Source organism: Pseudomonas sp. DTU_2021_1001937_2_SI_NGA_ILE_001, assembly GCF_032463525.1.
GTDB lineage: Bacteria > Pseudomonadota > Gammaproteobacteria > Pseudomonadales > Pseudomonadaceae > Aquipseudomonas.
This window is the reverse complement of sequence record NZ_CP135971.1, coordinates 3547421-3570542: the sequence shown is the minus strand read 5'-3', so window position 1 is coordinate 3570542 and position 23122 is coordinate 3547421. Positions and strand designations below refer to the sequence as shown.

Annotated in this window: 16 protein-coding genes and 1 pseudogene; 13 read left to right on the top strand and 4 right to left on the bottom strand. The window is 66.9% G+C overall.

The genetic code is table 11. From position 1 onward, the window contains the following. The 12 genes and pseudogenes from RRX38_RS15350 (at position 1) to RRX38_RS15295 (ending at position 17634) form a co-directional block, all read left to right on the top strand. Positions 1-1317: a DotU family type VI secretion system protein gene (locus RRX38_RS15350; protein WP_295472323.1), complete on the top strand. Its 1317-nt coding sequence runs from the start codon at positions 1-3 to the stop codon at positions 1315-1317. Continuing rightward, on the top strand, positions 1314-4820 hold the full coding sequence (gene tssM / locus RRX38_RS15345) for a type VI secretion system membrane subunit TssM (RefSeq protein ID WP_315959804.1): 3507 nt from the start codon (positions 1314-1316) through the stop codon (positions 4818-4820). Before RRX38_RS15350 ends, tssM begins: the two co-directional genes overlap by 4 nt. Continuing rightward, positions 4817-5467, top strand: coding sequence for a type VI secretion system-associated protein TagF (tagF, locus tag RRX38_RS15340; RefSeq protein WP_315959803.1), 651 nt, complete (start codon positions 4817-4819; stop codon positions 5465-5467). The genes tssM and tagF overlap by 4 nt, the downstream gene beginning before the upstream one ends. Then, positions 5467-6183, top strand: a complete 717-nt coding sequence (locus RRX38_RS15335; RefSeq protein WP_315959802.1) for a PP2C family protein-serine/threonine phosphatase — start codon at positions 5467-5469, stop codon at positions 6181-6183. Before tagF ends, RRX38_RS15335 begins: the two co-directional genes overlap by 1 nt. 10 nt (positions 6184-6193) lie before the next feature. Further along, a pseudogene (locus RRX38_RS15330) lies at positions 6194-9264 on the top strand (serine/threonine-protein kinase). Then, on the top strand, positions 9264-9983 hold the full coding sequence (locus tag RRX38_RS15325) for an ABC transporter ATP-binding protein (protein WP_295472331.1): 720 nt from the start codon (positions 9264-9266) through the stop codon (positions 9981-9983). Before RRX38_RS15330 ends, RRX38_RS15325 begins: the two are co-directional and overlap by 1 nt. Beyond that, positions 9980-11182, top strand: coding sequence for an ABC transporter permease (locus RRX38_RS15320; RefSeq protein ID WP_315959801.1), 1203 nt, complete (start codon positions 9980-9982; stop codon positions 11180-11182). Before RRX38_RS15325 ends, RRX38_RS15320 begins: the two co-directional genes overlap by 4 nt. Further along, a complete protein-coding gene (locus RRX38_RS15315) occupies positions 11175-12902 on the top strand; it encodes a formylglycine-generating enzyme family protein (RefSeq protein ID WP_295472335.1) in 1728 nt (575 codons plus the stop codon). The genes RRX38_RS15320 and RRX38_RS15315 overlap by 8 nt, the downstream gene beginning before the upstream one ends. Positions 12903-12985: 83 nt before the next feature. Continuing rightward, on the top strand, positions 12986-13927 hold the full coding sequence (gene tagQ, locus RRX38_RS15310) for a type VI secretion system-associated lipoprotein TagQ (protein WP_295472337.1): 942 nt from the start codon (positions 12986-12988) through the stop codon (positions 13925-13927). Positions 13928-14031: 104 nt separating this feature from the next. Then, a complete protein-coding gene (locus RRX38_RS15305) occupies positions 14032-14937 on the top strand; it encodes an NAD synthetase (protein WP_315959800.1) in 906 nt (301 codons plus the stop codon). Then, positions 14934-15377: a hypothetical protein gene (locus tag RRX38_RS15300; RefSeq protein WP_295472339.1), complete on the top strand. Its 444-nt coding sequence runs from the start codon at positions 14934-14936 to the stop codon at positions 15375-15377. The genes RRX38_RS15305 and RRX38_RS15300 overlap by 4 nt, the downstream gene beginning before the upstream one ends. A 52-nt stretch (positions 15378-15429) precedes the next feature. Further along, a complete protein-coding gene (locus tag RRX38_RS15295) occupies positions 15430-17634 on the top strand; it encodes a M48 family metallopeptidase (RefSeq protein WP_315959799.1) in 2205 nt (734 codons plus the stop codon). A 461-nt stretch (positions 17635-18095) separates the two neighbouring features. Here RRX38_RS15295 and RRX38_RS15290 read toward each other — a convergent pair whose 3' ends face one another. Beyond that, positions 18096-18401, bottom strand: a complete 306-nt coding sequence (locus RRX38_RS15290; RefSeq protein ID WP_315959798.1) for a hypothetical protein — start codon at positions 18399-18401, stop codon at positions 18096-18098. 134 nt (positions 18402-18535) lie between these two features. On the opposite strand from RRX38_RS15290, the gene RRX38_RS15285 reads away from it, so the two are divergent. Further along, on the top strand, positions 18536-18970 hold the full coding sequence (locus RRX38_RS15285) for an acyl-CoA thioesterase (RefSeq protein ID WP_295472344.1): 435 nt from the start codon (positions 18536-18538) through the stop codon (positions 18968-18970). A gap of 59 nt (positions 18971-19029) precedes the next feature. On the opposite strand, the gene RRX38_RS15280 is transcribed toward RRX38_RS15285, so the two are convergent. The 3 genes from RRX38_RS15280 to fdhD form a co-directional block, all read right to left on the bottom strand. Further along, on the bottom strand, positions 19030-19500 hold the full coding sequence (locus RRX38_RS15280; RefSeq protein ID WP_295472346.1) for a glycine zipper domain-containing protein: 471 nt from the start codon (positions 19498-19500) through the stop codon (positions 19030-19032). Between the two features lie 346 nt (positions 19501-19846). Further along, positions 19847-22183 carry an FdhF/YdeP family oxidoreductase gene (locus tag RRX38_RS15275; RefSeq protein ID WP_295472443.1) on the bottom strand — a complete coding sequence of 779 codons (2337 nt, stop codon included), beginning with the start codon at positions 22181-22183 and terminating at the stop codon, positions 19847-19849. Further along, the gene (fdhD, locus tag RRX38_RS15270; RefSeq protein WP_295472348.1) at positions 22177-23016 is read right to left on the bottom strand and encodes a formate dehydrogenase accessory sulfurtransferase FdhD; all 840 of its coding nucleotides are present in this window, start codon (positions 23014-23016) and stop codon (positions 22177-22179) included. The genes RRX38_RS15275 and fdhD overlap by 7 nt, the downstream gene beginning before the upstream one ends. Between the last annotated feature and the right edge of the window lie 106 nt (positions 23017-23122).

Sequence of the window (23122 nt, the reverse complement as noted above, 5' to 3'; positions counted from 1 at the left end):
ATGCACCCCACTGACGATCCATCCGGCGGCAACCCCGCCAACGACCGTACGCAGTTCATGCCACGCCCGGGCGGGCGCCCGGCGGCCCCCGCTGCCGCCCAGCCGCAGCCGGCTGCCGAAGTGCGTGGGCCGGTGCTGACGCCGGGGCAGGGCGAAGGCCTCAACCCCCTGGAAGCTGCCGCCGGGCCCTTGCTGGCGCTGCTGACCCGCCTGCGCAACACCATCGCCCACCCGGCGCCGGCCAGTCTGCGCGCCCAATTGCTCGCCCAGTTGCGGCAGTTCGAAGAGCGCGCCGATGCTGCCGGCGTGGCGCGCAACGACGTCCTGCTGGCGCGCTACGTGCTGTGTACCGCACTGGACGAGGCGGTGATGAGCACCCCGTGGGGCAGTGCCAGCGAGTGGGGCAAGCAGAGCCTGCTGATTACCGTGCACAACGAAGCCTGGGGTGGCGAAAAGGCCTTCCAGTTGCTCGAACACTGCCTGCAGACACCGCGCGAGCGGCTGTACCTGCTGGAGCTGCTGTACCTGTGCATGAGCCTGGGCTTCGAAGGCCGCTACCGGGTCATGAACAATGGTCGCAGCCAGCTGGAGGCGTTGCGCGAGCGTACCGCCGCCGCCATTCGCAGTGCCCGGGGCGAGCGCGAGCAGGCGCTTTCGCCGCGCTGGCGCGGCCTGGTACTGGCCCGTGACCGGCTCTCGCAGTTCATGCCGCCGTGGGTGGGCGTGGCGATTGGCGCGGCGTTGCTGTTGCTGCTGCTGTTCGTGCTGCGTGCCATGCTGGCCAGCGACGCCGAACCGGTGTTCAAGCGCATTCATGCCCTGGGCGACATTCCGGTGCAGGCCATCGACCGCCCGGTGGTGCAGCCCAAGGTGGTCGAGCGGCCGCGCCTGGCCGGTTTCCTGGCTGACGAAATCCGCGCCGGCAAGGTCGCGGTGGAAGACGCCGTGGACCGCTCGGTGGTGACCATTCGTGGCGATGAGCTGTTCGCCTCGGGCAGCGCCAGCATCGTCGACGCCTACCAGCCACTGATGCTGCGCATCGCCGAGGCGGTGAGCAAGGTCAAGGGCCAGGTGCGCATCACCGGGCACAGCGACAACCGCCCCATTGCCACCCTGCGCTTCCCGTCCAACTGGGCACTGTCCCAGGCCCGTGCCGAGCAGGTGCTGCAGATTCTGGCTGCGCGTACCGGCCAGCCGCAGCGTTTCACTGCCGAAGGCCGCAGCGACACCGAGCCGGTGGCGTCCAATGCCACTGCCGAAGGACGGGCGAAGAATCGCCGGGTTGAGATCACTGTATTGGCGGAGGGCGTCGAGTGAAGGCGTTTCTGGGGTTTGTCATTCGCTGGGTGGTGCCGGTACTGGGCCTGCTGGCCCTGAGCCTGATCGTCTGGTTCGTCGGCCCGCTGCTCGATGCGCTGGTGCCCGAAGGTCGCCGCTGGGCGCTGATCGTCCTGCTCTGGGCGGCCTGGATCGGCTGGCGGGTGTACCGCATCATCCAGACCCGTCGCGCGGCTGCGCGGGTCATCGAAGGCCTGGCCGCCGAAACCGCACCCGACCCGGCCAGCGTGGCCACTGCCGAAGAGCTGGCCACCCTGCGCCAGCGCATGGACGAGGCCCTGGCGCTGCTGAAGAAGGCGCGCCTGGGCGGTGACCAGCGGCGCAACCTGTACGAACTGCCGTGGTATGTGATCATCGGCCCGCCCGGTTCGGGCAAGACCACCGCGCTGATCAACTCCGGGCTGGACTTCCCGCTCGCGGCGCAGATGGGCAGCGGCGCCATTCGGGGCGTGGGCGGTACGCGCAACTGCGACTGGTGGTTCACCGACCGCGCCGTGTTGCTCGACACCGCCGGGCGCTACACCACCCAGGACAGCCATGCACAGGTCGACAAGGCCGCCTGGCTGGGCTTTCTCGACCTGCTCAAGACCCAGCGGCCGCGTCGGCCCATCGATGGCGCCTTCATCGCCATCAGTCTGGCCGACCTGCTGCAATGCAGCGAAGCCGAGCGCGCCGCCCACGCGGTGGCGATCCGCAGCCGTATCCAGGAACTGCACGACCAGCTGGGCGTGCGCTTCCCGATCTACCTGATGCTCACCAAACTCGACCTGCTGCCGGGCTTCATGGAGTTCTTCGATGCCCTGAGCAAGGAAGAACGCGCCCAGGTGTGGGGCACTACCTTCGCCCTGGACGACGGCAAGAGCGCCGCCGGCCCGTTGCAGGACTTCACCGCCGAGTTCGCGGCACTGGAACAGCGTCTCAACGAGCGCCTGGTCGAACGCCTGCAACAGGAGCGCGACCCGGCCCGGCGCGACCTGATCTACGGCTTCCCGCAGCAGTTCGGCGCGCTGCGCCAGGCCCTTCAGGAGCTGCTGGAAGGCGTGTTCAAGCCCAACCCCTATGAAACCCGCCCGCTGCTGCGTGGCGTGTACTTCACCAGCGGCACCCAGGAAGGCAGCCCGGTGGATCGCCTGATCGGCGTGATGGCGCAGAGCATGGGCCTGGACCGTCAGCACCTGGCGCGGCAGAACGGCACCGGGCGCAGCTACTTCATCGAGAAGCTGTTCACTGCCGTGGCCTTTGCCGAGCAGGGCCTGATGAGCGCCGACCCCAAGGTCGAGCGGCGCCGCAAGTGGATCGCCCGTGGCGTGCTGGCGGCCACCGTGCTGGTGGTGGTCAGCGTGGCCTCGCTGTGGTGGGTCAGCTACCGCGCCAACCAGCAGTACATTGCCCAGGTCGACGGCAAGGTCGCCCCACTGGGCCAGCAGGTGCAGAGCCTCAGCCCGGCGCAGCGCGACGTGCTCGCCGTGCTGCCGCTGCTCGACGCGGTGCGTAACCTGGCTGGCGACCCGCCGGGCTGGTCCGAAGGTCTGGGCCTGTACCAGGGCGACATGCTCGAAGCCGAGTCGGCCAGTGTGTACCGCAAGCTGCTGATTGCGGTGTTCGCGCCGCGCCTGGTCAGCCGTATCGAAGAGCAGCTGCGTTCCGGTGGTTCCTCCGACTACCTCTACGAAGGTCTGAAGGCCTACCTGATGCTTGCCGACCCGGAGCATTACGACGCCGACTTCATCAAGGCCTGGATCAGCCTGGATTGGGAACGCAGCCTGCCGCGCGACCTGCCGACGCAGCAGCGCCAGGCCCTGGCCGGGCATCTGCAGGCGCTGTTCGAACGCCAGCCACCCAAGGCGCGCCTGGACCAGGGTCTGATCGACGATCTGCGCCGCCAGCTGCAGCGTCTGCCGGTGGCGCAGCGCGTCTACGACCGGGTCAAGCGCCAGAAGCTGCCCGCCGGGGTCAGTGACTTTCGCCTCAACGAGGCGGCTGGCCGCGACGCCGCGCTGGTGTTCAGCCGCAAGAGCGGCAAACCGCTGAACGAGCCACTCAGCGGCCTGTTCACCGTCAAGGGTTACCGCGAAGGTTTCCTGCGCGCCAGCCTCAGCCAGGCCGGCACCCTGGCCGAAGAGCAGTGGGTGCTGGGCAATGCCGATAACGGCGTACTCGACGTCGCCAACCTGGCCGGCGAAGTGCGCCGCCTGTACTTCCAGGACTTCCTGCGCGAGTGGGATGCGTTGCTGGCCGACATCGACTTCGTGCCCATCACCAGCGTGGCCCAGGCCGCCGATGTGCTGCGGGTGATCTCCGGTCCCGATTCGCCGCTTAAGAAGCTGCTCGAAGCGGTGGCCAAGGAAACCGACCTGCAGAGCGAAGAGCGCCTGCTGGCCGCCCAGGGCAAGCAGGTCGAAGGCGGCGTAGACCAGCTCAAGCAGCGCCTGGGCAGCCTGCTGGGCCAGGAGCAGCAGGCCAGCAATGCCCCCGCGCAGGCGGCCAGCGAAGACCCGGTGAGTGCGCATTTCGCCGAGATCCGCCGCCTGGTCGGGCATGGCGACAACCAGCCGGCCGCCATCGACGGCCTGCTGGCCGACATGAACGCCCTGTACGTGCAGGTCAGCGCCATGGTCGGCGCCAGCGGCGATGCGCTGCTCGGCGAGGCCAAGAACCAGACCAGCGCGGCCGCGAACCGCGTCAACCTCAACGCCGAGCGCCAGCCGGCGGTGGTGCGCGGGCTGGTCAAGTCGGTGGTCAACTCCACCACCAACACCATGATGGGCGGCGTGCGCAACCAGCTCAACGCGGCCTGGACCAGCGAAGTGGTCAATGTCTGGCGCCAGTCGCTCAGTGGCCGCTACCCGCTGGCCTCCGGCAGCGCGCGGGATGCGACCCTGGATGACTTCGGCATGTTCTTCGGTGTCGGCGGGGTGATGGACAACTACTTCCGCCGCTACCTGCAGCCCTACGTGGACACCTCCACCAACCCCTGGCGCTGGCAGCCGGGCGCGGCGCAGAAGCTGGGCATCAACGCCGGTGTGCTGCAGACCTTCCAGCGCGCCAGCGCCATTCGCGATGCGTTCTTCCGCGCCGGTGGCACCCAGCCGGTGGTGCGCTTCGAACTCAAGCCGGTGGCCATGGATGCCTCGATCAGCCAGTTCCTGCTCGACCTCGACGGCCAGCAGATCAGCTACGACCACGGCCCCAGCCGCCCGGTGGCCATGCAATGGCCCAACCCCGGCAGCATCGGCGTGGTGCGCCTGTCGATCAGCCCGCCCTCGGCCAGTGGCCGCTCCGGCGTGACCCTCGACGGCCCCTGGGCCTGGTTCCGCCTGCTGGAGCAATCGGACCTGACCCCCGGCAACGCGCCGGACCGTTTCAACCTGCGCCTGCGCGTGGATGGCGCGAGCATCGCCTACGAGCTGCGCGCCAACAGCGCCTTCAACCCTTTCAAGAGCCGTGTGCTGAGCGGTTTCAACCTGCCGGAGCGGTTATGACAGAGGTCGGCTTCTACGGAAAACTGGCCAGCCGTGGCGATTTCGTCAGCCGTGGCTTGCCACAATCCTTCATCCAGCCCTGGGACCAGTGGCTGGCCGCCGGAATGACCACCAGCCGCCAGCAACTCGGCGAGGCCTGGCTGCAGGCCTACCTGGTCAGCCCGTTGTGGCGCTTCGTACTGGCGCCCGGTATCTGCGGCCCGCACGCCGTGGCCGGGGTGCTGATGCCGAGCATCGACCGGGTAGGGCGCTATTTTCCGCTGACCGTCGCCGTGGCCCTGCCCAGCGGCAGCTCGCTGAGCCCCTGGCTGCACGACGACCTGTGGTTCGAGCAGGCCGAAGCGCTGATGCTCGACAGCCTGGAAGCCGATAGCCGCTTCGAGGCCTTCGAAGCCGGCCTGCAAACCCTTGCCATGCCGGCCACCGAGCCTTGTGTGGCCACCGAGGTAGACGCCAGCCTGCAGCGTTTCGATGCCAGCAGCGCCCCGGCGCGCCTGGCCGCGCTGGTAGAGAACGGCTATGCCGGGTCGAGCCTGTGGTGGGGACGCGGCAACGAACAGGTACGTCCTGGCCTGTGGCGCTGCCCCGGCCTGCCGGCGGCCAGCGACTTCGCCCGTGCCCTGCTGGGGCTGGAGGGCTTGGCCTGATGTCTATGACCTTCCAATCGGCCAGCTACAGCCATACCGGCATGGTCCGCTCGCTCAACGAAGACGCCTGCCTGGCCCTGGCCGAGCGCGGGCTGTGGGTGGTCGCCGACGGCATGGGTGGCCACGCGGCCGGCGACTATGTCAGCAGCCTGATCGTCGATGCCCTGCGCGGCGTGCCGCCGCTCTCGGCCCTGGGCGTATACATCGATGCCCTGCGCCAGCGTCTGGAAGACATCAACCACGAAGTGCGCGAAGAAACCCTGCGCCGTGGCGTGAAGATGATGGGCAGCACCGTGGTGCTGCTGGCGGTGCGTGACGCCGAGGGCGCCTGCCTGTGGGCCGGTGACAGCCGCCTGTACCGCCTGCGCGACGGCGTGCTGGAAAGCCTGTCGCACGACCACAGCTACGTGCAGGACCTGGTCGACAGCGGCCTGCTCAGCGAGGCCCAGGCCCGCGTCCACCCGCGCGGCAACATCGTCACCCGCGCCATCGGTGTCGAAGAGCGCCTGGAGCTGTCGCGGGTGCCGCTGCGCATTCAGGCCGGCGACACCTACCTGCTGTGCAGCGACGGCCTGAACAAGACTGCCGAGGATCACGAGATCCGTGACGTGCTCGGCCACCCCGATCCCTACGAAGTGGTCCGCAGCCTGGTGCACCTGGGGCTGACCCGCGGCGCGCCGGACAACATCACCGCCATCGTCGTCAAGGCCAGTTGAGACCCGCCACATGGACCTACAGATTCCAGGATTCGACATCGAAGGGGAGATCGGCGAAGGCGCGATGGCCACCGTGTACCTGGCGATCCAGCGCTCGCTGGAGCGCAAGGTGGCGCTCAAGGTCATGGCCGCCAGCCTGGCCGACGACCCCAGCTTCTGCGAGCGCTTCCTGCGCGAAGGGCGCACCCTGGCGCGCCTGGCCCACCCACATATCGCGACCATCCACGACATCGGCAATGTCGGGTCGCTGTACTACATGGCCATGGAGTTCCTGCCCAACGGCACGCTGAAAGAGCGCATCGCGACCGGGCTCTCCGACGAGCAGGGCCTGGTGTACATCCGCCAGATCGCCACGGCGCTGGGCTATGCCCATGCCCAGGGGCTGGTGCACCGTGACGTCAAGCCGGCCAACATCCTGTTCCGCGCCGACGGCACGGCGGTGCTGTCGGACTTCGGCATCGCCAAGTCGCTGGACGACCGCACCCAGTTCACCCAGGCCGGCTTCGCGGTGGGTACGCCCAGCTACATGAGCCCTGAACAGGCGCGCGGCCAGGACATCGACGGCCGCGCCGACCTGTATGCGCTGGGCGTGGTGCTCTATGAAATTCTCGCCGGGCGCCTGCCGTACAGTGGCCCGGATGCGCTGTCCACGGCCTTGGCCCACCTTACCGAGCCGCTGCCTGAACTGCCGGTACAGCATGGTCGCTACCAGGACATCCTGGCGCGCCTGCTGGCCAAGGACCCTGCCGAACGCTTCAGCAATGCCCAGGCCCTGGTCGCGGCGCTCGACGAACTGGCGCAGGGCGATAGCGACCGTACGCTGTTCCGCCCGCTGCCCATGCCGGTTGGCGAAGCCGCTGCGGCAGAACCGGCGCCGCCGCCCGCCGATGACCTGGCGGGCCTGACGCCGGTGTCCATCGATATTCCCAAGGCGCCGCCACCGGCCGCTGGGCCCACGCCGCCGCCCCGGCCTGCGCCAAGCCTCGACAAGCCGACGCCAGCGCCGCCAGCGGCGCCGCGCAAACCGGCCATGGGGCTGCTGGCGCTGGCGATTGCCGCTGCCCTGGGGATTGGCGCAGGCGCCTACCTGCTGCTCGGCCACGACAAGCCCGCGACGCCGGAAATGGCCGCCAGCACCCCGGCCACGCCACCCCCGCCGATCCGCAGCCGCCCGCCCGCAACGCAACGCCGAGCACGCCTGCCGTGCAGCAGGCCGCCAGTGACAGCGGCAAGCCGTTGCTGATGGCCGGCAAGAAGACCCTTTATCAGCGCGTGCTGAGCAAACCGGGGGCGCGCTATGCCAGTGAACCCGGCGCCGCGCCGGGCGCTGCTCTGCCGGCCTTCTCGGTGTTGTACGTGTATGAGCGCCAGGAGGTGGCGGGCCAGTCGTGGCTGCGCGTCGGCCCCGGCAGCGATGGGCGCAGCGAAGGGTGGCTGCCCGGTGATCAGGTCGCCGACTGGAAGCAAAGCCTGGTGCTGAAGTTCACCGAACGCTCCGGCCGTTCGCCGGTGATGTTCCTACGCGACCCCGGCAAGCTCGAACAGCTGGCGGCCGACCCGGTGGCGGCGCGCAAACTGCTGATGCAGGCGCAGAACGACGGCCAGGACAACAGCCAGGTGCTGGCCCTGGAGCCGGCGGCCAGCGCCGTGCCGCAAGACCAGTTCTACCTGCTGCCGATCTTCGATTCGAAAGAGAGCTTCGACGAAGACGGGCAGCCGGTGCAGCTGCTCAACATCGCCTCCATCGACCCGGGCAACCTGCCGCAGAAGACCGGCGGCGATCAGCCGCGCGCGGTGGCCAGCGCCAATGCCTTCCGCACCGCCGTGGTGCTGGTGGTGGACACCTCGGTGTCGATGCAGCCGTACATCGACCAGGTGCGCGAGGTGGTGCATCAGCTGCAGGAGAAGATCGCCCAGCGCGGCGAACTGGACAGCGTCAGCTTCGGCCTGGTGGGCTTTCGCAACAACACCAGCAAGACCCCCGGCCTGCAGTACCTGACCAAGACCCTGGTGACCCTCGACCAGGGCCGCGACCCGCAGCGTTTCCTGGAGCTGGCGCGGCAGGTCAAGGCCACCTCGGTGTCCAGCCACTCGTTCAACGAAGACGCCTTCTCCGGCATCATGCAGGCAGTGGACGGCATGGACTGGTCCGACTACGGCGGGCGCCTGATCCTGCTGGTCAGCGATGCCGGCGCGCTGCGCAAGAGTGACCCGCTCAGCGGCACCCACATGAACGAGGCGGAAGTGCGCCAGGCGGCGCTGGCCAAGCAGATCAAGATCTACGCCCTGCACCTGCGCACCGACGCCGGCAGGAACAACCATGCTTCCGCCGAGCAGCAGTACCGCGTGCTGACCGCCGACGCCAACCCGCGCATCGGCGACCTCTACGTGCCGGTGCCCGGCGGCGACGTGCGCCAGTTCGGCGAGCGCATCGGCGAAATCGGCACGGTGTTCGCCGATCTGGTCCACCAGGTGCGCAGCAACCAGCCGCAGCCGGTGCCGCTGCTGGCCAAGGCGCCGAGCCTGAGCGAGAAGTCGGCAGCGGTGGGTTACGCCATGCACATGGATTTCCTGGGCCGCAAGAGCGCCAGCCAGGCACCGCAGCTGGTCAGCGCCTGGGCCGCCGACCGCGACCTCACCAACCCGACGCTGCCGGCTTTCCAGGTGTGCGTGATGCTCACCAAGCTGCAGCTCAACGACCTGCAGCAGTCGTTGAAGCTGATCGTCGATGCGGCGCGCAAGACGCGCACCTCGCCCAAGGATTTCTTCCAGGAAATCGCCAGCGCCAGTGCCTACATGAGCCGCGACCCGCAGGCCCTGCGCAACGGCGGCAACCTGGCCGCCGGCGGCGTGCTCGGCGAATACCTGGAGGGGCTGCCGTACCGCAGCAAGTCGCTGAACATGACCCAGGACCTGTGGCTGTCGCTGAGCGTCGCCGAGCAGGAGGACTTCATCGACGAGCTGGAGTCGAAGATCCGCTTGTACGAGACCTTCCACAACGACCTGGCCAACTGGGTCCGGTTCGGCGATGCCGAGCCGGGTGATGCGTTGTACCGCGTGCCGCTGTCGACCCTGCCGTGATGCTCAGCCTGCGAGATGTGCGCAAGACGCGCGGCAGCGGCAGCCAGCGCTACAGCCTGGTGATTCCGCGCCTGGAGCTGCAGCGCGACCAGCACTGTGCACTGGTTGGCCCCAGTGGCTGTGGCAAGAGCACCCTGCTGGATCTGCTGGCCCTGGTGCTGGCGCCGGACCACGCGCAGCGCTTCGACTTCGCCACGGGCCAGGGTGAGTTCGACATCGGCCGGCTGTGGCGTGACGACCGCCAGGACCAGCTCGCCGCCTTGCGCAGCCGGCACCTGGGCTATGTGCTGCAGACCGGAGGTCTGCTCGGTTACCTGGATGTGCGCGGCAACATCGAACTGTCGCGCCGTCTGTTGGGTCTGAGCCGTGATGGCACTGTGGAACGTCTCGCTGAACAGCTGGAAATCGCCGACCAGTTGGGCAAGAAGCCCGCCGCGTTGTCGGTCGGCCAGCGCCAGCGCGTCAGCTGCGCACGGGCCCTGGCCCACGGCCCGCAACTGTTGCTGGCCGACGAGCCGACCGCAGCGCTGGACCCGCTGAACGCCGGGCGGGTCATGCAGTTGCTGCTGCGCCAGGCGCGGCAGCAGCGCGCCTGCTGTGTCATCGCGACCCATGACGAACAACTGGCTCGCCAGTCGGGCCTGAAGGTGCTGCGCATCGAATGCCGGCGGGATGAAGACGGCGGGGTGACCGCGATGGTCGGGGAGTGGGCGGCATGAGTCTGGCACTGGTGGCCGGCATGGCCTGGCAGGATTACCGCGCCGACAGTCGTCTGTCGGCGTGCAGCGTGCTGGCGCTGGTGGCAGTGATCGCGCCGCTGCTGGTGCTGTTCGGCCTCAAGTTCGGCCTGATCGGCAGCCTCACCGAGCGCCTGGAGCAGGACCCGGCGGTGCGCGAGATCATTCCCCTGGGCGGCGGACGCTTCAGTGCGGCGGCCATCGATGCGCTGGGCAGCCGCGCCGACGTCGCCTTCGCCGTGCCGCGCACCCGGCAGATCGCCGCCACCGCCGACCTCAGCCGACCCGGTCAGGCGCAGCCCCTGAATGTCGAGATGATCCCCACGGCGTCCGGCGACCCGCTGCTGGGCGCGCTGTCGGCACCGGAGGGCCTGGAGCGCCTGCTGCTCAGCCAGACCGCCGCCGAGAAACTGCAGGCGCGCCCTGGCGATTGGCTGGAAGTGGCCTTCACCCGCCAGGTCGCCGGGCGTGTCGAAGCCCGGCGCCTGCGGGCGCAGGTGGCCGGGGTGCTGCCGTTGCAGGCTTTCCAGCGCGATGCGCTGTTCTCCAGCCTGGCCCTGCTGGAGGCCGCCGAAGATTACCGTGATGGCCGCGAAGTGCCGGCACTGGGCTGGCCCGGCGAAGCGCGCGGCGACCAGGCGCTGCGGGTCTACCCGGCGTTTCGCCTGTACGCCCGTGGCCTGGACGATGTCGAGCCGCTGCGCCAGCATTTCGCCGACAGCGGCGTGCTGGTGGCGACCCAGGCCCAGGCCATCGCTCAGGTGCAGTCGCTGAGCCGCAACCTGACCATCGTGTTCTGGGTCATCGCCGCCCTGGCCATGGCCGGCGCCTGCGCAGCGATCTTCGCCGGCACCCTGGCGGCCATCGAGCGCAAGCGCCGCGAGCTGTCGGTGCTGCGCCTGCTGGGCTTCGGCACCGGCGCGCTGCTGGCGTTCGTGATGCTCCAGGCGCTGTACAGCGGCGTGCTCGCCGCCGGCCTGGGCGCGCTGCTGTATGCGCTGGCCGAGCTGGGCCTGAATCGTCTGTTCGTGCAGGTGGCCGGCGAGTACGCCAGCCACCTGCTGCCTCGTCATTACCTCGTGGCCCTGCTGGCCGTGCTGGGTGCCAGTGCCTTCGCGGCGGCCCTGGGCGGTTGGCGGGTGTCGCGAATCCAAGCTTCGGAAGGAATCAGAGATGTTTGAGTTGCGCAGGGCCCCCCGGGCGCTGGCCATCGCAGCGTTGTGCCTGGCTGCCCTCGGCGTGCAGGCCGAGGAAGTCGAGAACAAGCTGGACAACCCCAAGCCGCTGCCCGATGACGTCAGCCTGCCGCTGCCGTGCGGCGGCGAAATGGTCATGCGCTATGTGTACATCCTGGCCTCTGGCAGCCTCGACGACCGCGAGATCAGCCTGGGCTACCCGTTCAGTGAGGGTGAGCCGGGCTACAAGCAGTCGTTCATCTCCGGCTACCGACGCGACTTCATCAACGGCCAGTTCACCGTCGACGACCTGGCGCCGGCCTGGCGCAAGACCATTGCCCCGCTGTTGCCCAAGACCGACAAGAGCACACCGCTCAAGCCGATGATGTATTTCATCGGCAAGTACGAAGTCACCCAGCGCCAGTACGACCAGGTGATGTCCCAGGCGCAGTCGCTGGCCAGCGGCGAGCCGGCACCGGCCTGCGAAGCCCAGGAGGGCATGGCCGGGCGCCTGCCCAAGGTCAAGCTGTCGCGCTTCGAGGCCGAGCGCTTCGCGGCGGTGTACAGCGCCTGGCTGATGAAGTACCACCGCGACCTGCTGCCGATCAGCGGGCGCAGCAAGGACAGTGAAGACGGCGGCGTCGGTTTCGTGCGCCTGCCCACCGAAGTGGAGTGGGAGTTCGCCGCCCGTGGCGGCCAGGCGGTCAGCCGCCAGGAGCTGGAGGGGCGGTTGTTCCCGCGCCGCGTGGAAGGTGCCGAGAGCGATGGCCCATTGGCCGACTGGGCGGTGTTCAACCAGGTCGCCGGTGGCACCGGGCAGGCCGCACGGTTGATGCCCATCGGCACCAAGCTGCCCAACCCCATCGGTATGTTCGATGTGATCGGCAACGCCGCCGAGATGGTCCAGGAGTCGTTCCAGCTGGTCCATGCCGGGCGGCGCCAGGGCACCTATGGCGGCTTCGTGGCCAAGGGCGGCAACTACCTGGAAGGCGAGGGCACGCTGTTCACCGGCATGCGCCGCGAATACCCGCTGTTCGCCGCCGACGGCACCGAGCAGCGCAACGAGACCACCGGCTTCCGGGTGGCGCTGGGCGCCTTGTCGGCGCCGCGCTCGCGCTACAAGGAACTGTTCGAGCAGTGGGAGAAGGACGGCCGCCTGGCCGCGCTGACCGATGACATCGACGCGGTCAGCGACCCCACCAAGCGCCTCGACAGTCTCATCGGCACCACTGCCGACCCGCGCCTGCAGGCCGAGCTGGGACTGGTCAACGAGGAACTCAAGCGCAACGTGGCGCTGATCGCCATGCAGCGCGAAGAGGCGGCCGGCAACCTGATCCAGTCTGCCGCTTTGGTGGCCGAGACCATCAACAACTACAACATCCGCCTGACCAACCTGGAGAAAAGCCAGAAGCAGGCCGAGGCCGCCAAGGACCAGGCCAGCGCCGGCATGTTCGGCGCGGCCATCGCCAACGGGCGCAGCGCCCTGGACGGCGCGGTGGCGATCTACATCGACAACCTGGCCACCGGCACGCGCTACACCGATGCGGTGATCCAGGCGCAGTTCCAGCGGGTCAGGGAAGAACTCAATCGCAAGCCGGTGATCGGCAAGAGCCTGGTCAACCGCGCCACCTTGTTCGTGCGCCATATCGGCGAATACCGCAAGAACCAGCGCGCCGACCCGCAGGAGATTCTCAAGCAATTGCTCGCCGCGGCCAGTACCCAGTGACGGGCCGTGACCGGCATGTATAGCAACACCCCGGCGGCAGGGGCCGTATCGGGCTACTCAACCCTCAAGAAGAGAACGCAGCCATGTTTTTGTCTCGTAAACCCCTCGAAGCGTTAGCCAAGAGCCGCACCCTGTTGCTGGCCACCGCCGGTTTCGGCGCTGTCCTGCTGACCGGTTGCGCCAATTCGCCGGTTTCCAAGGTCGGCGCCACCACCAAGGTCGAGTACTACCCGAGCTGCTATGAGCCGGTACAACACCTGCGCCAGACCGACTCGGACATGACCCACTCGGTGGTCACCGGTGCGGCGATCGGTGCGGTCGGTGGTGCCCTGGCCGGCGCCTTCACCGGCGACTCCTCCAAGCGTGGCCGCAACGCCGCCATCGGCGCCGCCGGTGGCGCGCTGGTCGGTGGTGCAGCGGGCTACTACACCGAGCGCCAGAAGCAGATCGCCGATGACAAGCAGCGCATCGCCTCCTACGCCAGCGACATCGACAAGAGCTCGGCCGACATCGACCGCAGCACCGCCTACGCCAAGGCCTCGCAGTCGTGCTACCAGCGCGAGTTCGCCAGCCTGGTCAGCGCGCGCAAGGCCAACACCATCAACGACACCGAAGGCCGCAAGCGCCTGGCCGAAATCGTCGCCGGCCTGAAGGAATCCAACGACCTGATCGTCGCCGTCAATGGCCGCGCCAGCGAAGACCTGAACAACTACACCCAGGCCTACGAGAAAGACCTGCAGCAGGTCGGCGTGAAGCGCAACGACGTGGCGGTGGTCGCACAGGCCGACTCGCCGGTGGTGACCACTTCGACCGGTACCAAGAAACCGCCGGTGAAGAAGACCGCCAAGGCCAAGCTGCCTGACGTGCCGAAGGAAGCCGTGGGCACCGAGAAGTCGCTGCAGACCGCGAAGACCAAGCAGGACGAAAGCAAGCAGGTCGCTGCGGCCGGCCAGACCCAGGTCAACAGCATGTGCAAGAACCCCGACGTGGGTGACTGGGCCCCGGTGCCTTGCCCGAACGTCTGATGACCAAGGGCTGACCCGCTGAGCACGCGGCGCGTCGGTGCCTTGCCCCGGTTCTTCTGGAGCGAGGCACCGACGCCGACCGTGACACCCTTTACGGAGGACCCATGGCCGATTACCTGATCGGATTACGCAACACCCCTGCGCAGAACCTCGCCCGGCTGAACATCGAGAGCCGGGTCGACACGCGCAAGCTTTTCGCGGCCATCGATGCCGACCCGGCTGTCTCCGGCGCTGGCGTGGTGTACATCGATGCCGACTTCAACGTGGTGACGCTGCGCGAGTTCCGGCCGATCTGCAGCATCAAGCCCAAGCGCATCATCATTCGTGAGGCGCAGCGCAACATCTCGCCGCAGCAGTTCGCCCAACAGGTCAAGACCAACCCGCGCGAGTCGCGGTTGCTGGCCGAAAGCGTCAACACTTCGCTGTCTTGCGCCGGTGCGGTGCTGGGCTGGATCGCGGTGATCGGTGGCACGGCCATCGTGCCCTTCACCGGCGGTGCCAGCCTGTTCATCGCCGGCGTCGGCCTGGCCGCTACGGCGGCGGGGACTGCGCAGTGCGGTATCGGCATGGCGCGGGTGGTCAACGAGATCAACCACCCGGAGCGCAATGACGAGCTGGACAGCGAAGAGTGGTACCAGAACGTCTCCAAGGCCCTGGATATCGTCTCGCTGGCCGGCGTGGGGGCCACCGGGGCGACCATCGCCAAGGTGATGACCATGCGCAAGGCGATGACCGGGCGCAGTTGGTTCCAGAGCCTCAAGGGACTCAACCGCCAGGAGCGCCGTCGGCTGACCAACGAGATTCTGGAAAACCGCAACCCGGCCCTGACCCCGGCCATGCGCAAGGCCCTGCAGCGTACCGGTGAACTGCCCAAGCGCATGCCGGCCCGCGAGATTTCCTCGGCCCTGGCGGTCAACATCAAGGACGCCTTCAGCGTGGGCTTGGGCCTGGTGGGCAGCAACATGGTGCAGACCTACGCCATCGGCTTGTACGAGGAACTCGAAGAGTGAACCAGGGCCTGGATTTCCTGACGATACTGCGCCGGCACTTCCCGGTGTTCATCAGCGCCTTCCTGCTGGCGCTGTTCGCCCTGACGCTGACCTTGATCCTGCTGTTCGAGCTGTACCCGCCGGCCTTGCAGGACTACCCGGCGTACCTGATGGCGGCCAACCTGGGAATGGCGCTGTACCTGTGTATCGCCAACTTCCTGGTGATTCGCGGCCGCCCCTGGGCGGTGTGGCTGATCGTCACCGCGTTGCTGGTGTGCATGTTGGTGGTGCTGGGCCATTGGGGGCGGCGCATGCCCCAGGCGATTTACGTGCTGGGCCTGCTGCTGCCGCTGTGCAGCCTGCTGGTGATCAACAGCCAGCGCTACCGGGCGATGCTCGTGGCGATGGTGCAGGTGCGTGGCCAGCGCAATGAGCTGCGCAAGAACAAGCGCGGCCGCTAGCCGCTTACCGCAGCGTCACCCCTGATTCGCCAATTTTCCGGAAGCCTGTCCCATGAAGTTGCTCAAGCTGGTTGCCCTGTTGATTCTGCTGCCCTTGGGCATGGCCCTGTTCGGTGCCTGGGAGTTGCAGCGCAGTGTCGCCACCCAGCAGGAAAACGCCGACTTGCAGGTGTTCATCACCGAGATCCTGCCGACCCTGCGGCAGGCGGAAAAACAGCCCGGTATGCAGATGGTCGAGGTGGGTGAAGAACGCATTCCGGTTTCGCTGGCGCTGCAGCGTGCCGAGAAGGTGGCCGACGAGATGGACACCCTGCATACCGTAGACCGCGTCCGCCATGGGCTGGCCGTCACAGTGATCAGCCTCAGCCTGCTGGCCATGCTGATCGGCCTGGCCGGGCTGCTGGACCTGCGCCAGGCAGCGGCCCGGGCGCAGCGCTCGCGCGAGCGTTTGCTGGAAAGCTTCAGCCAGGTGCGCAAGCGCCTGCCCTTCGTGCTGGTGGGCCACGTGCTGGCCATGGGCACGGTGATGGCGGCGATCTTCGCCTTCGAGGGGCTGGGCATGTGGCATGCCGGGCGCATGTCCTCCGGCGAGTCCAAGCTGCTGTTCATCGCTGGTCTGGCGGCGCTCGGTTGCTTGTATTCGCTGTGGCGCGTGGCCCGGCAACTGCACCTGATGCTGCACCTGTTCGAGCCCGTGCCGCTGACGGTGCTGGGGCGCAGTGTCAGCCGCGAGCAGGCACCGGGACTGTGGCGCTTCGTCGAGACCCTGGCCGAACGCCTTGGCGCCTTGCCGCCGCAGCATATCGTGCTGGGCATCGCCGAAGGCTTCTACGTCACTTCCAGCGACGTGCAGCTGCAGCCCGAAGACGCCCTGCTGTCCGGGCGTACCCTGCACGTGCCGGTGACTTACCTGGGGCTGCTCGACAGCGATGAGATCAGCGCGGTGATCGGTCATGAGCTGGGGCATTTCGTCGGCGAAGACACCGAGTACAGCCTGCGCTTCCTGCCCATCTACGACGGTATCGGGCGCAGCCTGGAAGTGCTGGCCGGGCACATGCTGCAGGGCGACCCGCTGCAACGCGCGATCCTGCGCCCCGCGTTGATGCTGGGCGTGTATTTCATGGAGCGCTTCGACCATTCGGTGCATCACTGGAACCGCGTGCGCGAGCTGGCGGCCGATAGCGCCGGTGCGCGGTTGGGCGGCAATCTGGCGGCGGCCTCGGCGCTGGTGCGCATTTCGGTGCTTGAGCCGTTGCTGGTGGAGCGTATCAACGAGCACATTCGCCAGGCCATCGAAGAACCCGATGAGGGCGGACACCGCGACCCGCTGCCGGTGTGCCTGATCCGTGAGCTGGCACAGAGCCCCCTGGTGCTGCCAGCTGAAGAGATGGCCGTGCAGCTGCCGCACCCTTCCGACACCCACCCGTCCAACGGCGAACGCCTGGCGGCCTTGCAGGTCGACGCCGCCGAGGCGGTGAACCGAGGCACCCGGCCCATCGACGCGGCGCAGGCCTGTGAGGCGCTGGAAGCCTTCTTCAGCGACCCGCAGGCACTCTGTATGCGCCTGGGCCAGGACTGCCTGGGGCATTTCGTGGAGCAGGACGCGGAGATCATCCGCCAGTTGCAGGAGGATGTCGGTCAGGTCAGCGGCGATGTGCCTCTGCATGAAGGCGGTCGCGTGCGGGGCGTGGCCACTGGCTTCACCTTCATCATGGTGGCAGCGGCGGGCATGCTGTTGCTGGTGCTGCCGTGGATGTCGCCGGAGCGCACCGCCGACGTGCGGGGCACCCTGTGGGCGGTGGGCGGCATACTGGCCAGCCTGGGCTTGATGATGTTGCCGTTGTCGATTCGTCTGGTGCGGCGTGCCCATGAAACGGCCTTGCTGCTGACGCCCGAGCACCTGGTATTCGCCAACCTGGAAAAGCCCGTGCCGATCCGTGATATCGCCGATTTCAACTTGGTGATGAAGCCGGCGCCCAGTTTGCAGTTCCTGATCGAAGATCACGCGCCACTGCCGCAGACCCGTTTTCGCTCGTTCTTCAGGCCCTGTGTACGGGTGCTGGAAAAAAAACGCATGCTGGACCTGACGCTGGTGCAGTTCTGCCGTGACAACAAGGCCCTCAAGCCTCAGGAGTTGATGCTGCTGGTGGTGACCTACCTCAACGCGGCCAATGCCCGGCATTTCCTGCAGCAGCGGGAGGCCGGGCAGGGCGAGATGCCGGCAGAGGAGCCGGCACCACCGGAGCGCGGGCAATAAAAAACCCGCCGAAGCGGGTTTGTGCCAAGACCATTCCAACTCCCTGTCAGCAGCATCCTGGCATGGTCGATCGTCCCTGATCCTGGCGAACTCCCTGTTCGCCAGTGGTTGGATCCAATCATAGGCATGCTTTAGCAGTCGGAAAATGGCCATTGCCCCCGACCGCGTGTAAGCCTTTGGCTATTCGCTTACACCGCTCGTCGCCCGGGCATACGGGCATTTTTCTGCAGGCATGAAAAAACCCGCCGAAGCGGGTTTGGGTATCCAAAACCATCCAACTCCCTGTCGGTAGCATCCAGGCAAATGGTTGATCGTCCCTGATCCTGACGCGCTCCCTGCGTGTCAGTGGATTGGATCCAATAGTAGAGAGTCGTCAGGGTATTTCAAATAGCCAAATCGCCATTCGGCGTGTAAGACATTGGCTATATATGAAATTGATTCTCATTTTTGACTTTGCCGAGTCATTGCTGCTCGGGCGGCTCGTCGGCTTCTTCTGCGGGTGATTCACCTGTCTGGCTGGGCGCTTCAACCCTGAGTGGCGGGGCGATGTCGGCGGCATGGCGGCGCAGTTGCGACAGCACCAGGCACAGGCTGAGCGCCGCCAGCAGGCCGCTCAGCAGGATCATGGCGTAGGGACGCGGCGGGCGTATCGGGCGTGGCAAGGCCTTGCCGGGGTGGCTGCCCAGCACGATATCCACGTGGCCCGGTGTCAGGCGATTGATGCGGATGACGCCGTCGTCCGTCTTGGATGGGCGCTGGGATTCCATTCCGACTCCAGGGGTGCAGGGCCATGGGCTTTCGCGAGGCTGGCCTGCAGCGTGATGAGTGATGGCCAGCGTATCGGCGTACCGGGCTGTTTCTGTAACGTAGGCCACTTTCCCGACGCTGCGAGCCTGCCGCCATGCCTGCCGATCTACCGCAATACAGCGACTACCCCTACGTCCAACCGGTCACCCTGCGCTGGCAGGACAACGACCTGCGGGGGCATGTCCACAGCGCCGCCTACTACAGTTTCTTCGACAGCACCGTGAATGCCTGGCTGGTCGAGCGTGGTGGGGTCGATCTCCACGAAGGGCCGTGCGTGGCGTGGGTGGTCAGCTCGGCCTGTGATTACTTCAGTTCGCTGAGCTATCCCGCAGTCGTCGAAGTCGGCCTGAGGGTTACCCGGCTCAGTGGCAGCACGGTGGAGTTCGAGCTGGCGGTGTTTCGCGTCGATGAGCCAGAGCCCTGTGCGGTAGGACGTATCGTGCAGGTGCTGGTCGACCGCCAGACCGGCCAGCCGGTCGTCATTCCCGACCCATTGCGCGTCGCCCTGAAGGGTTTACAGCCGTCCTGAATGCAAACGGGCCGCTCGATGAGCGGCCCGTGTCCTGCAGGGTCATGCAGCGGTAGGGATCAGCGATGACGCCAGTGGCGGTCATGCTTGTAATGACCGTGCTTGCGCGGGCCATGGCCATGACGGTATTCGCGATGGTCACGGCCGCCACGGTAGCGACGGTCGTCGTCACGACTCTCGTTACCCATATAGTTGCCCAGTGCGCCACCGGCCCCGCCGCCGGCCGCCGCACCGATCAGGCTGCCGGTGTTGCCGCCCACGCTGCGGCCGATCACGTTGCCGCCGGCGGCACCCAGGCCACCGCCAATCGCCGCTTCGGTACGGTTACGACGGTCGGCACCGACTGCGCCACCGGCGGCACCACCCAGGCCGGCACCAATGGCCGCACCGGTATTACCGCCAACTTGCTGGCCGACGACTGAGCCAAGCACTCCGCCCAATGCTCCGCCAACGCCCGCTTCCAGGTTGCCCGCCAAGGCGGAACCGGTCACGAGAGAAAGAGACAACAAAAGAACCGAGGAGAACTTCATGTGGGGAATCTCATAGGGATGACGGCGCGATCGTGCAATTAACTTTTTATTCAGGCAACGCCAATCCGACGAATAACACGATTGTTTCAACAATCGCCAAGTTATTGTTTTGGCTGGGGAACTTAGTGTTGATTACTGAGTCTCATGCTACTTGATTCGCAGCGTTCAGGCCCGTAGGGCCGGCCATTGCAGCCGTTTTCATGCAGAAGTATCAATCACCTTCGGGGTGGTTGGAAATATTTTTAAATATATATTTCCCGTTCGGCAAGTGAACTTTCAATTTTAAATAGCATAACGGCGCCCTTGGGCGCCGTTATTGTTTTGCCTGAATGATCTGTTGCGCGCGTCAGGCGATGCGTGCGGTTTCGCTGGCGCGTTCAAGGCGCACGGCGATGAACTTCGAGGTCGGGGTATGGCTGCCGGCGCCGACGCTTTCCAGCGGCACCAGCGGGTTGACCTCGGGGTAGTAGGCCGCCGCCTGACCGGCCGGAATGTCGAAGGCCAGCAGGGTGAAGCCCTTGACCCGACGCTCCAGCCCGTCGCCCCACAGCGAGACCAGGTCGACCTTCTGACCCGGCTGGAAGCCCAGGCGCATGATGTCCGCCTCGTTGGCAAACACCACCTCGCGCTGACCCTTCACGCCCCGGTAGCGGTCGTCCAGGCCGTAGATGGTGGTGTTGTACTGGTCGTGGGAACGCATCGACTGCAGGATCAGGTCAGGCTTCTGCCCCGAGGCCAGCATGCGCTCGTCGATCAGGCTGCCAGGCAGCAGGTTGGCCTTGAAGTTGGCACGCTCCGAAGCGGTGTTCCAGCGCCGCGAACCGGCCGAGTTGCCCAGGTAGAAGCCGCCTGGCTGCTCCAGGCGCTGGTTGAAGTCCTTGAAGCCGGGAATGGTGTCGGCGATCAGGCTGCGGATACGGCTGTAGTCTTCCACCAGCCACAGCCAGTCCACCGGCTTGTTGCCCAAGGTGGCGTGGGCGATACCGGCGACGATGGCCGGCTCGGAACGCATCTGCCTGGACAGCGGCTGCAACTGGCCGAACGAGGCGTGCACCATGCTGAACGAGTCTTCCACGGTGACTGCCTGTGCGCCGCCGGCCTGCTGGTCGACGTCGGTACGCCCGTAGCAGGGCAGGATCAGCGCTTCTTTGCCGTGCATCAGGTGGCTGCGGTTGAGCTTGGTGCTGACCTGCACGGTGAGGTCGCAGTTTTTCAGTGCCGCAGCGGTGCGCGGGCTGTCCGGCGTGGCCTGGGCGAAGTTGCCGCCCAGGGCGATGAACACCTTGGAGCGACCTTCGGCCATGGCGTGGATCGCCTCGACCACGTTGTGGCCATTGTCACGTGGCACCTTGAACTTGAAGCGCTGCTCCAGGGTGTCGAGGAGGAACTTCGGCGGCCGCTCGTTGATGCCCATGGTGCGGTCGCCCTGCACGTTGCTGTGGCCACGCACCGGGCACAGGCCTGCGCCCGGTTTGCCGATGTTGCCGCGCAGCAGCATGAGGTTGGCGATTTCCTGGATGGTCGCCACCGAGTGACGGTGCTGGGTGATGCCCATGGCCCAGCACATGATGACGTTCTTGCCCTTGGCGTACATGCGCGCGGCGCGCTCGATCTCGCCGATCGGCAGGCCGGACTGCTCGATGATGGTCTCCCACGAGGTGTCGTCCACCGCCGCCAGGTAGTCCAGCAGGCCATCGGTGTGCTCGTTGAGGAAGGCGTGGTCGAACACCGGCTCGCTGTTGCTGGCCTGGGCGTCACGCTCCCACTGGCGCAGGAACTTGGCCATGCCGCGCAGCACTGCCATGTCGCCGCCCAGCGCCGGGCGGAAGTACGCGGTGTTGGTCGGCTTGTCGCTGTTGGTGAGCATCTCCACCGGGTGCTGCGGGTGCTGGAAGCGTTCCAGGCCGCGCTCCTTGAGCGGGTTGATGACCACCACCTGGGCGCCACGCTTCACTGCGTCACGCAGCGGGTCGAGCATGCGCGGGTGGTTGGTGCCGGGGTTCTGGCCCCAGACGAAGATGGCGTCGGCGTGTTCGAAGTCGTCGAAGGTCACCGTGCCCTTGCCCACCCCCACGCTTTGCGACAGCGCCACGCCACTGGCTTCGTGGCACATGTTCGAGCAGTCGGGGAAGTTGTTGGTGCCGTAGGCACGCACGAACAGCTGGTAGAGGAACGCCGCTTCGTTGCTGGCCCGGCCCGAGGTGTAGAACTCGGCCATGTTCGGGTCGGGCAGGGCGTTGAGGTGCTTGGCGATCAGCGCGAAGGCGTCGTCCCAGGCGATGGGTTTGTAGCGGTCCGATTCGCGGTCGTAGACCATCGGCTCGGTCAGGCGGCCCTGGTACTCGAGCCAGTAGTCGCTCTGTTCGAGCAGCCAGCTGACGCTGTAGCGCGCGAAGAACGCCGGGTCGACGCGACGCTTGGTGGCTTCCCAGTTGACCGCCTTGGCGCCGTTCTCGCAGAACTTGACCATGCCGCTTTCCGGCGAGTCGCCCCAGGCGCAACCGGGGCAGTCGAAACCGCCGTTCTGGTTGGTCTTGAGCATTGCACGCAGGTTCTTCAGGGCGTTGTCGCTGCCCAGCCAAGCCTGGGTCACGCTGATCAGTGCGCCCCATCCGCCGGCCGGGCCCTTGTACGGTTTGTAACGGGGAGTCGGTGTCTTGTCGGCTTGATGATGAGTCACGATCGGTTCTCCATCGCAGGGCTGTAGACCCGCGGCGCACTGTGCTGCGGCAGGTGAATCAGGTTGAGGTTGTGGCGGCGCGCCCATTGCAGGGCCAGGCCGGTGGGTGCGGACAGGCTGACCAGGGTCTGCAGGCCGGCGCGCAGGGCTTTCTGGATCAGCTCCAGGCTGCAGCGGCTGGTGACCACGGCCACGCCACCGGCCAGGGGAATGCCCTGGCGCACCAGCGCACCAATGAGTTTGTCCAGGGCGTTGTGCCGGCCGATGTCTTCACGGCTGAGCAGCAGTTCGCCCTGGTCGTTCATGAACAAGGCGGCATGCACGGCGCCGCTGTGCCGGCCCAGGGGCTGGAAGTCGCTGATGCGCTGGCGCAGGCCGTCGAGCCAATGGGCCGGCGGCAGGGCGGTGGCGGGCAATACCTGAAGTTCCGGCAGGGCCTGTTCCACCGCTTCGACCCCGCACAGGCCGCAGCCGGTGGTGCCGGTCAGTTGCCGGCGATGTTCCTTGAGCGCCCAGAAGGCGCGGCTGGCGATTTCGACCTCGGCTTGCATCGACGAGCCGCAGCCGCTCAAGCGGAAGTCGTAGATCTCGTCGGGCGAAGCGATGATGCCGCTGCCCAGGCTGAAACCGACGATGAAGTCTTCCAGGTCGCTGGGGCTGACCAGCATCACCGCCTGGCTGATGCCGTTGTAGGCGATGGCCAGGGCGACTTCTTCGGCCAGCGCGGTTTCGGCTGCTGCGCTGCCCTCGAGGTTCGAGTACTGGTAGGACTGGCTGGCGCCGAGCGCGGAAGCATCGGGAACTGACGCCGCGCCGACCGTGCGCTTGGCGTGCATGGGTTGGTATACCGGCAGATTGATAGCTCTAAGCCTAGGCCGGTTGTCGGAATCCGTCTAATCGCTAGTTCCGATGCTGCGATAGATGACGTCGATCAATGCACGA

Excerpts from the sequence above, each read along its gene's own strand:
- RRX38_RS15290 (WP_315959798.1), bottom strand. The coding sequence starts at position 18,401 with ATGGAATCCCAGCGCCCATCCAAGACGGACGACGGCGTCATCCGCATC.
- RRX38_RS15280 (WP_295472346.1), bottom strand. The coding sequence starts at position 19,500 with ATGAAGTTCTCCTCGGTTCTTTTGTTGTCTCTTTCTCTCGTGACCGGT.
- RRX38_RS15295 (WP_315959799.1), top strand. The coding sequence starts at position 15,430 with ATGAAGTTGCTCAAGCTGGTTGCCCTGTTGATTCTGCTGCCCTTGGGC.
- RRX38_RS15350 (WP_295472323.1), top strand. The coding sequence starts at position 1 with ATGCACCCCACTGACGATCCATCCGGCGGCAACCCCGCCAACGACCGT.
- RRX38_RS15325 (WP_295472331.1), top strand. The coding sequence starts at position 9,264 with ATGCTCAGCCTGCGAGATGTGCGCAAGACGCGCGGCAGCGGCAGCCAG.
- RRX38_RS15285 (WP_295472344.1), top strand. The coding sequence starts at position 18,536 with ATGCCTGCCGATCTACCGCAATACAGCGACTACCCCTACGTCCAACCG.
- RRX38_RS15315 (WP_295472335.1), top strand. The coding sequence starts at position 11,175 with ATGTTTGAGTTGCGCAGGGCCCCCCGGGCGCTGGCCATCGCAGCGTTG.
- RRX38_RS15305 (WP_315959800.1), top strand. The coding sequence starts at position 14,032 with ATGGCCGATTACCTGATCGGATTACGCAACACCCCTGCGCAGAACCTC.
- RRX38_RS15320 (WP_315959801.1), top strand. The coding sequence starts at position 9,980 with ATGAGTCTGGCACTGGTGGCCGGCATGGCCTGGCAGGATTACCGCGCC.
- tagQ (WP_295472337.1), top strand. The coding sequence starts at position 12,986 with ATGTTTTTGTCTCGTAAACCCCTCGAAGCGTTAGCCAAGAGCCGCACC.
- fdhD (WP_295472348.1), bottom strand. The coding sequence starts at position 23,016 with ATGCACGCCAAGCGCACGGTCGGCGCGGCGTCAGTTCCCGATGCTTCC.
- tagF (WP_315959803.1), top strand. The coding sequence starts at position 4,817 with ATGACAGAGGTCGGCTTCTACGGAAAACTGGCCAGCCGTGGCGATTTC.
- RRX38_RS15335 (WP_315959802.1), top strand. The coding sequence starts at position 5,467 with ATGTCTATGACCTTCCAATCGGCCAGCTACAGCCATACCGGCATGGTC.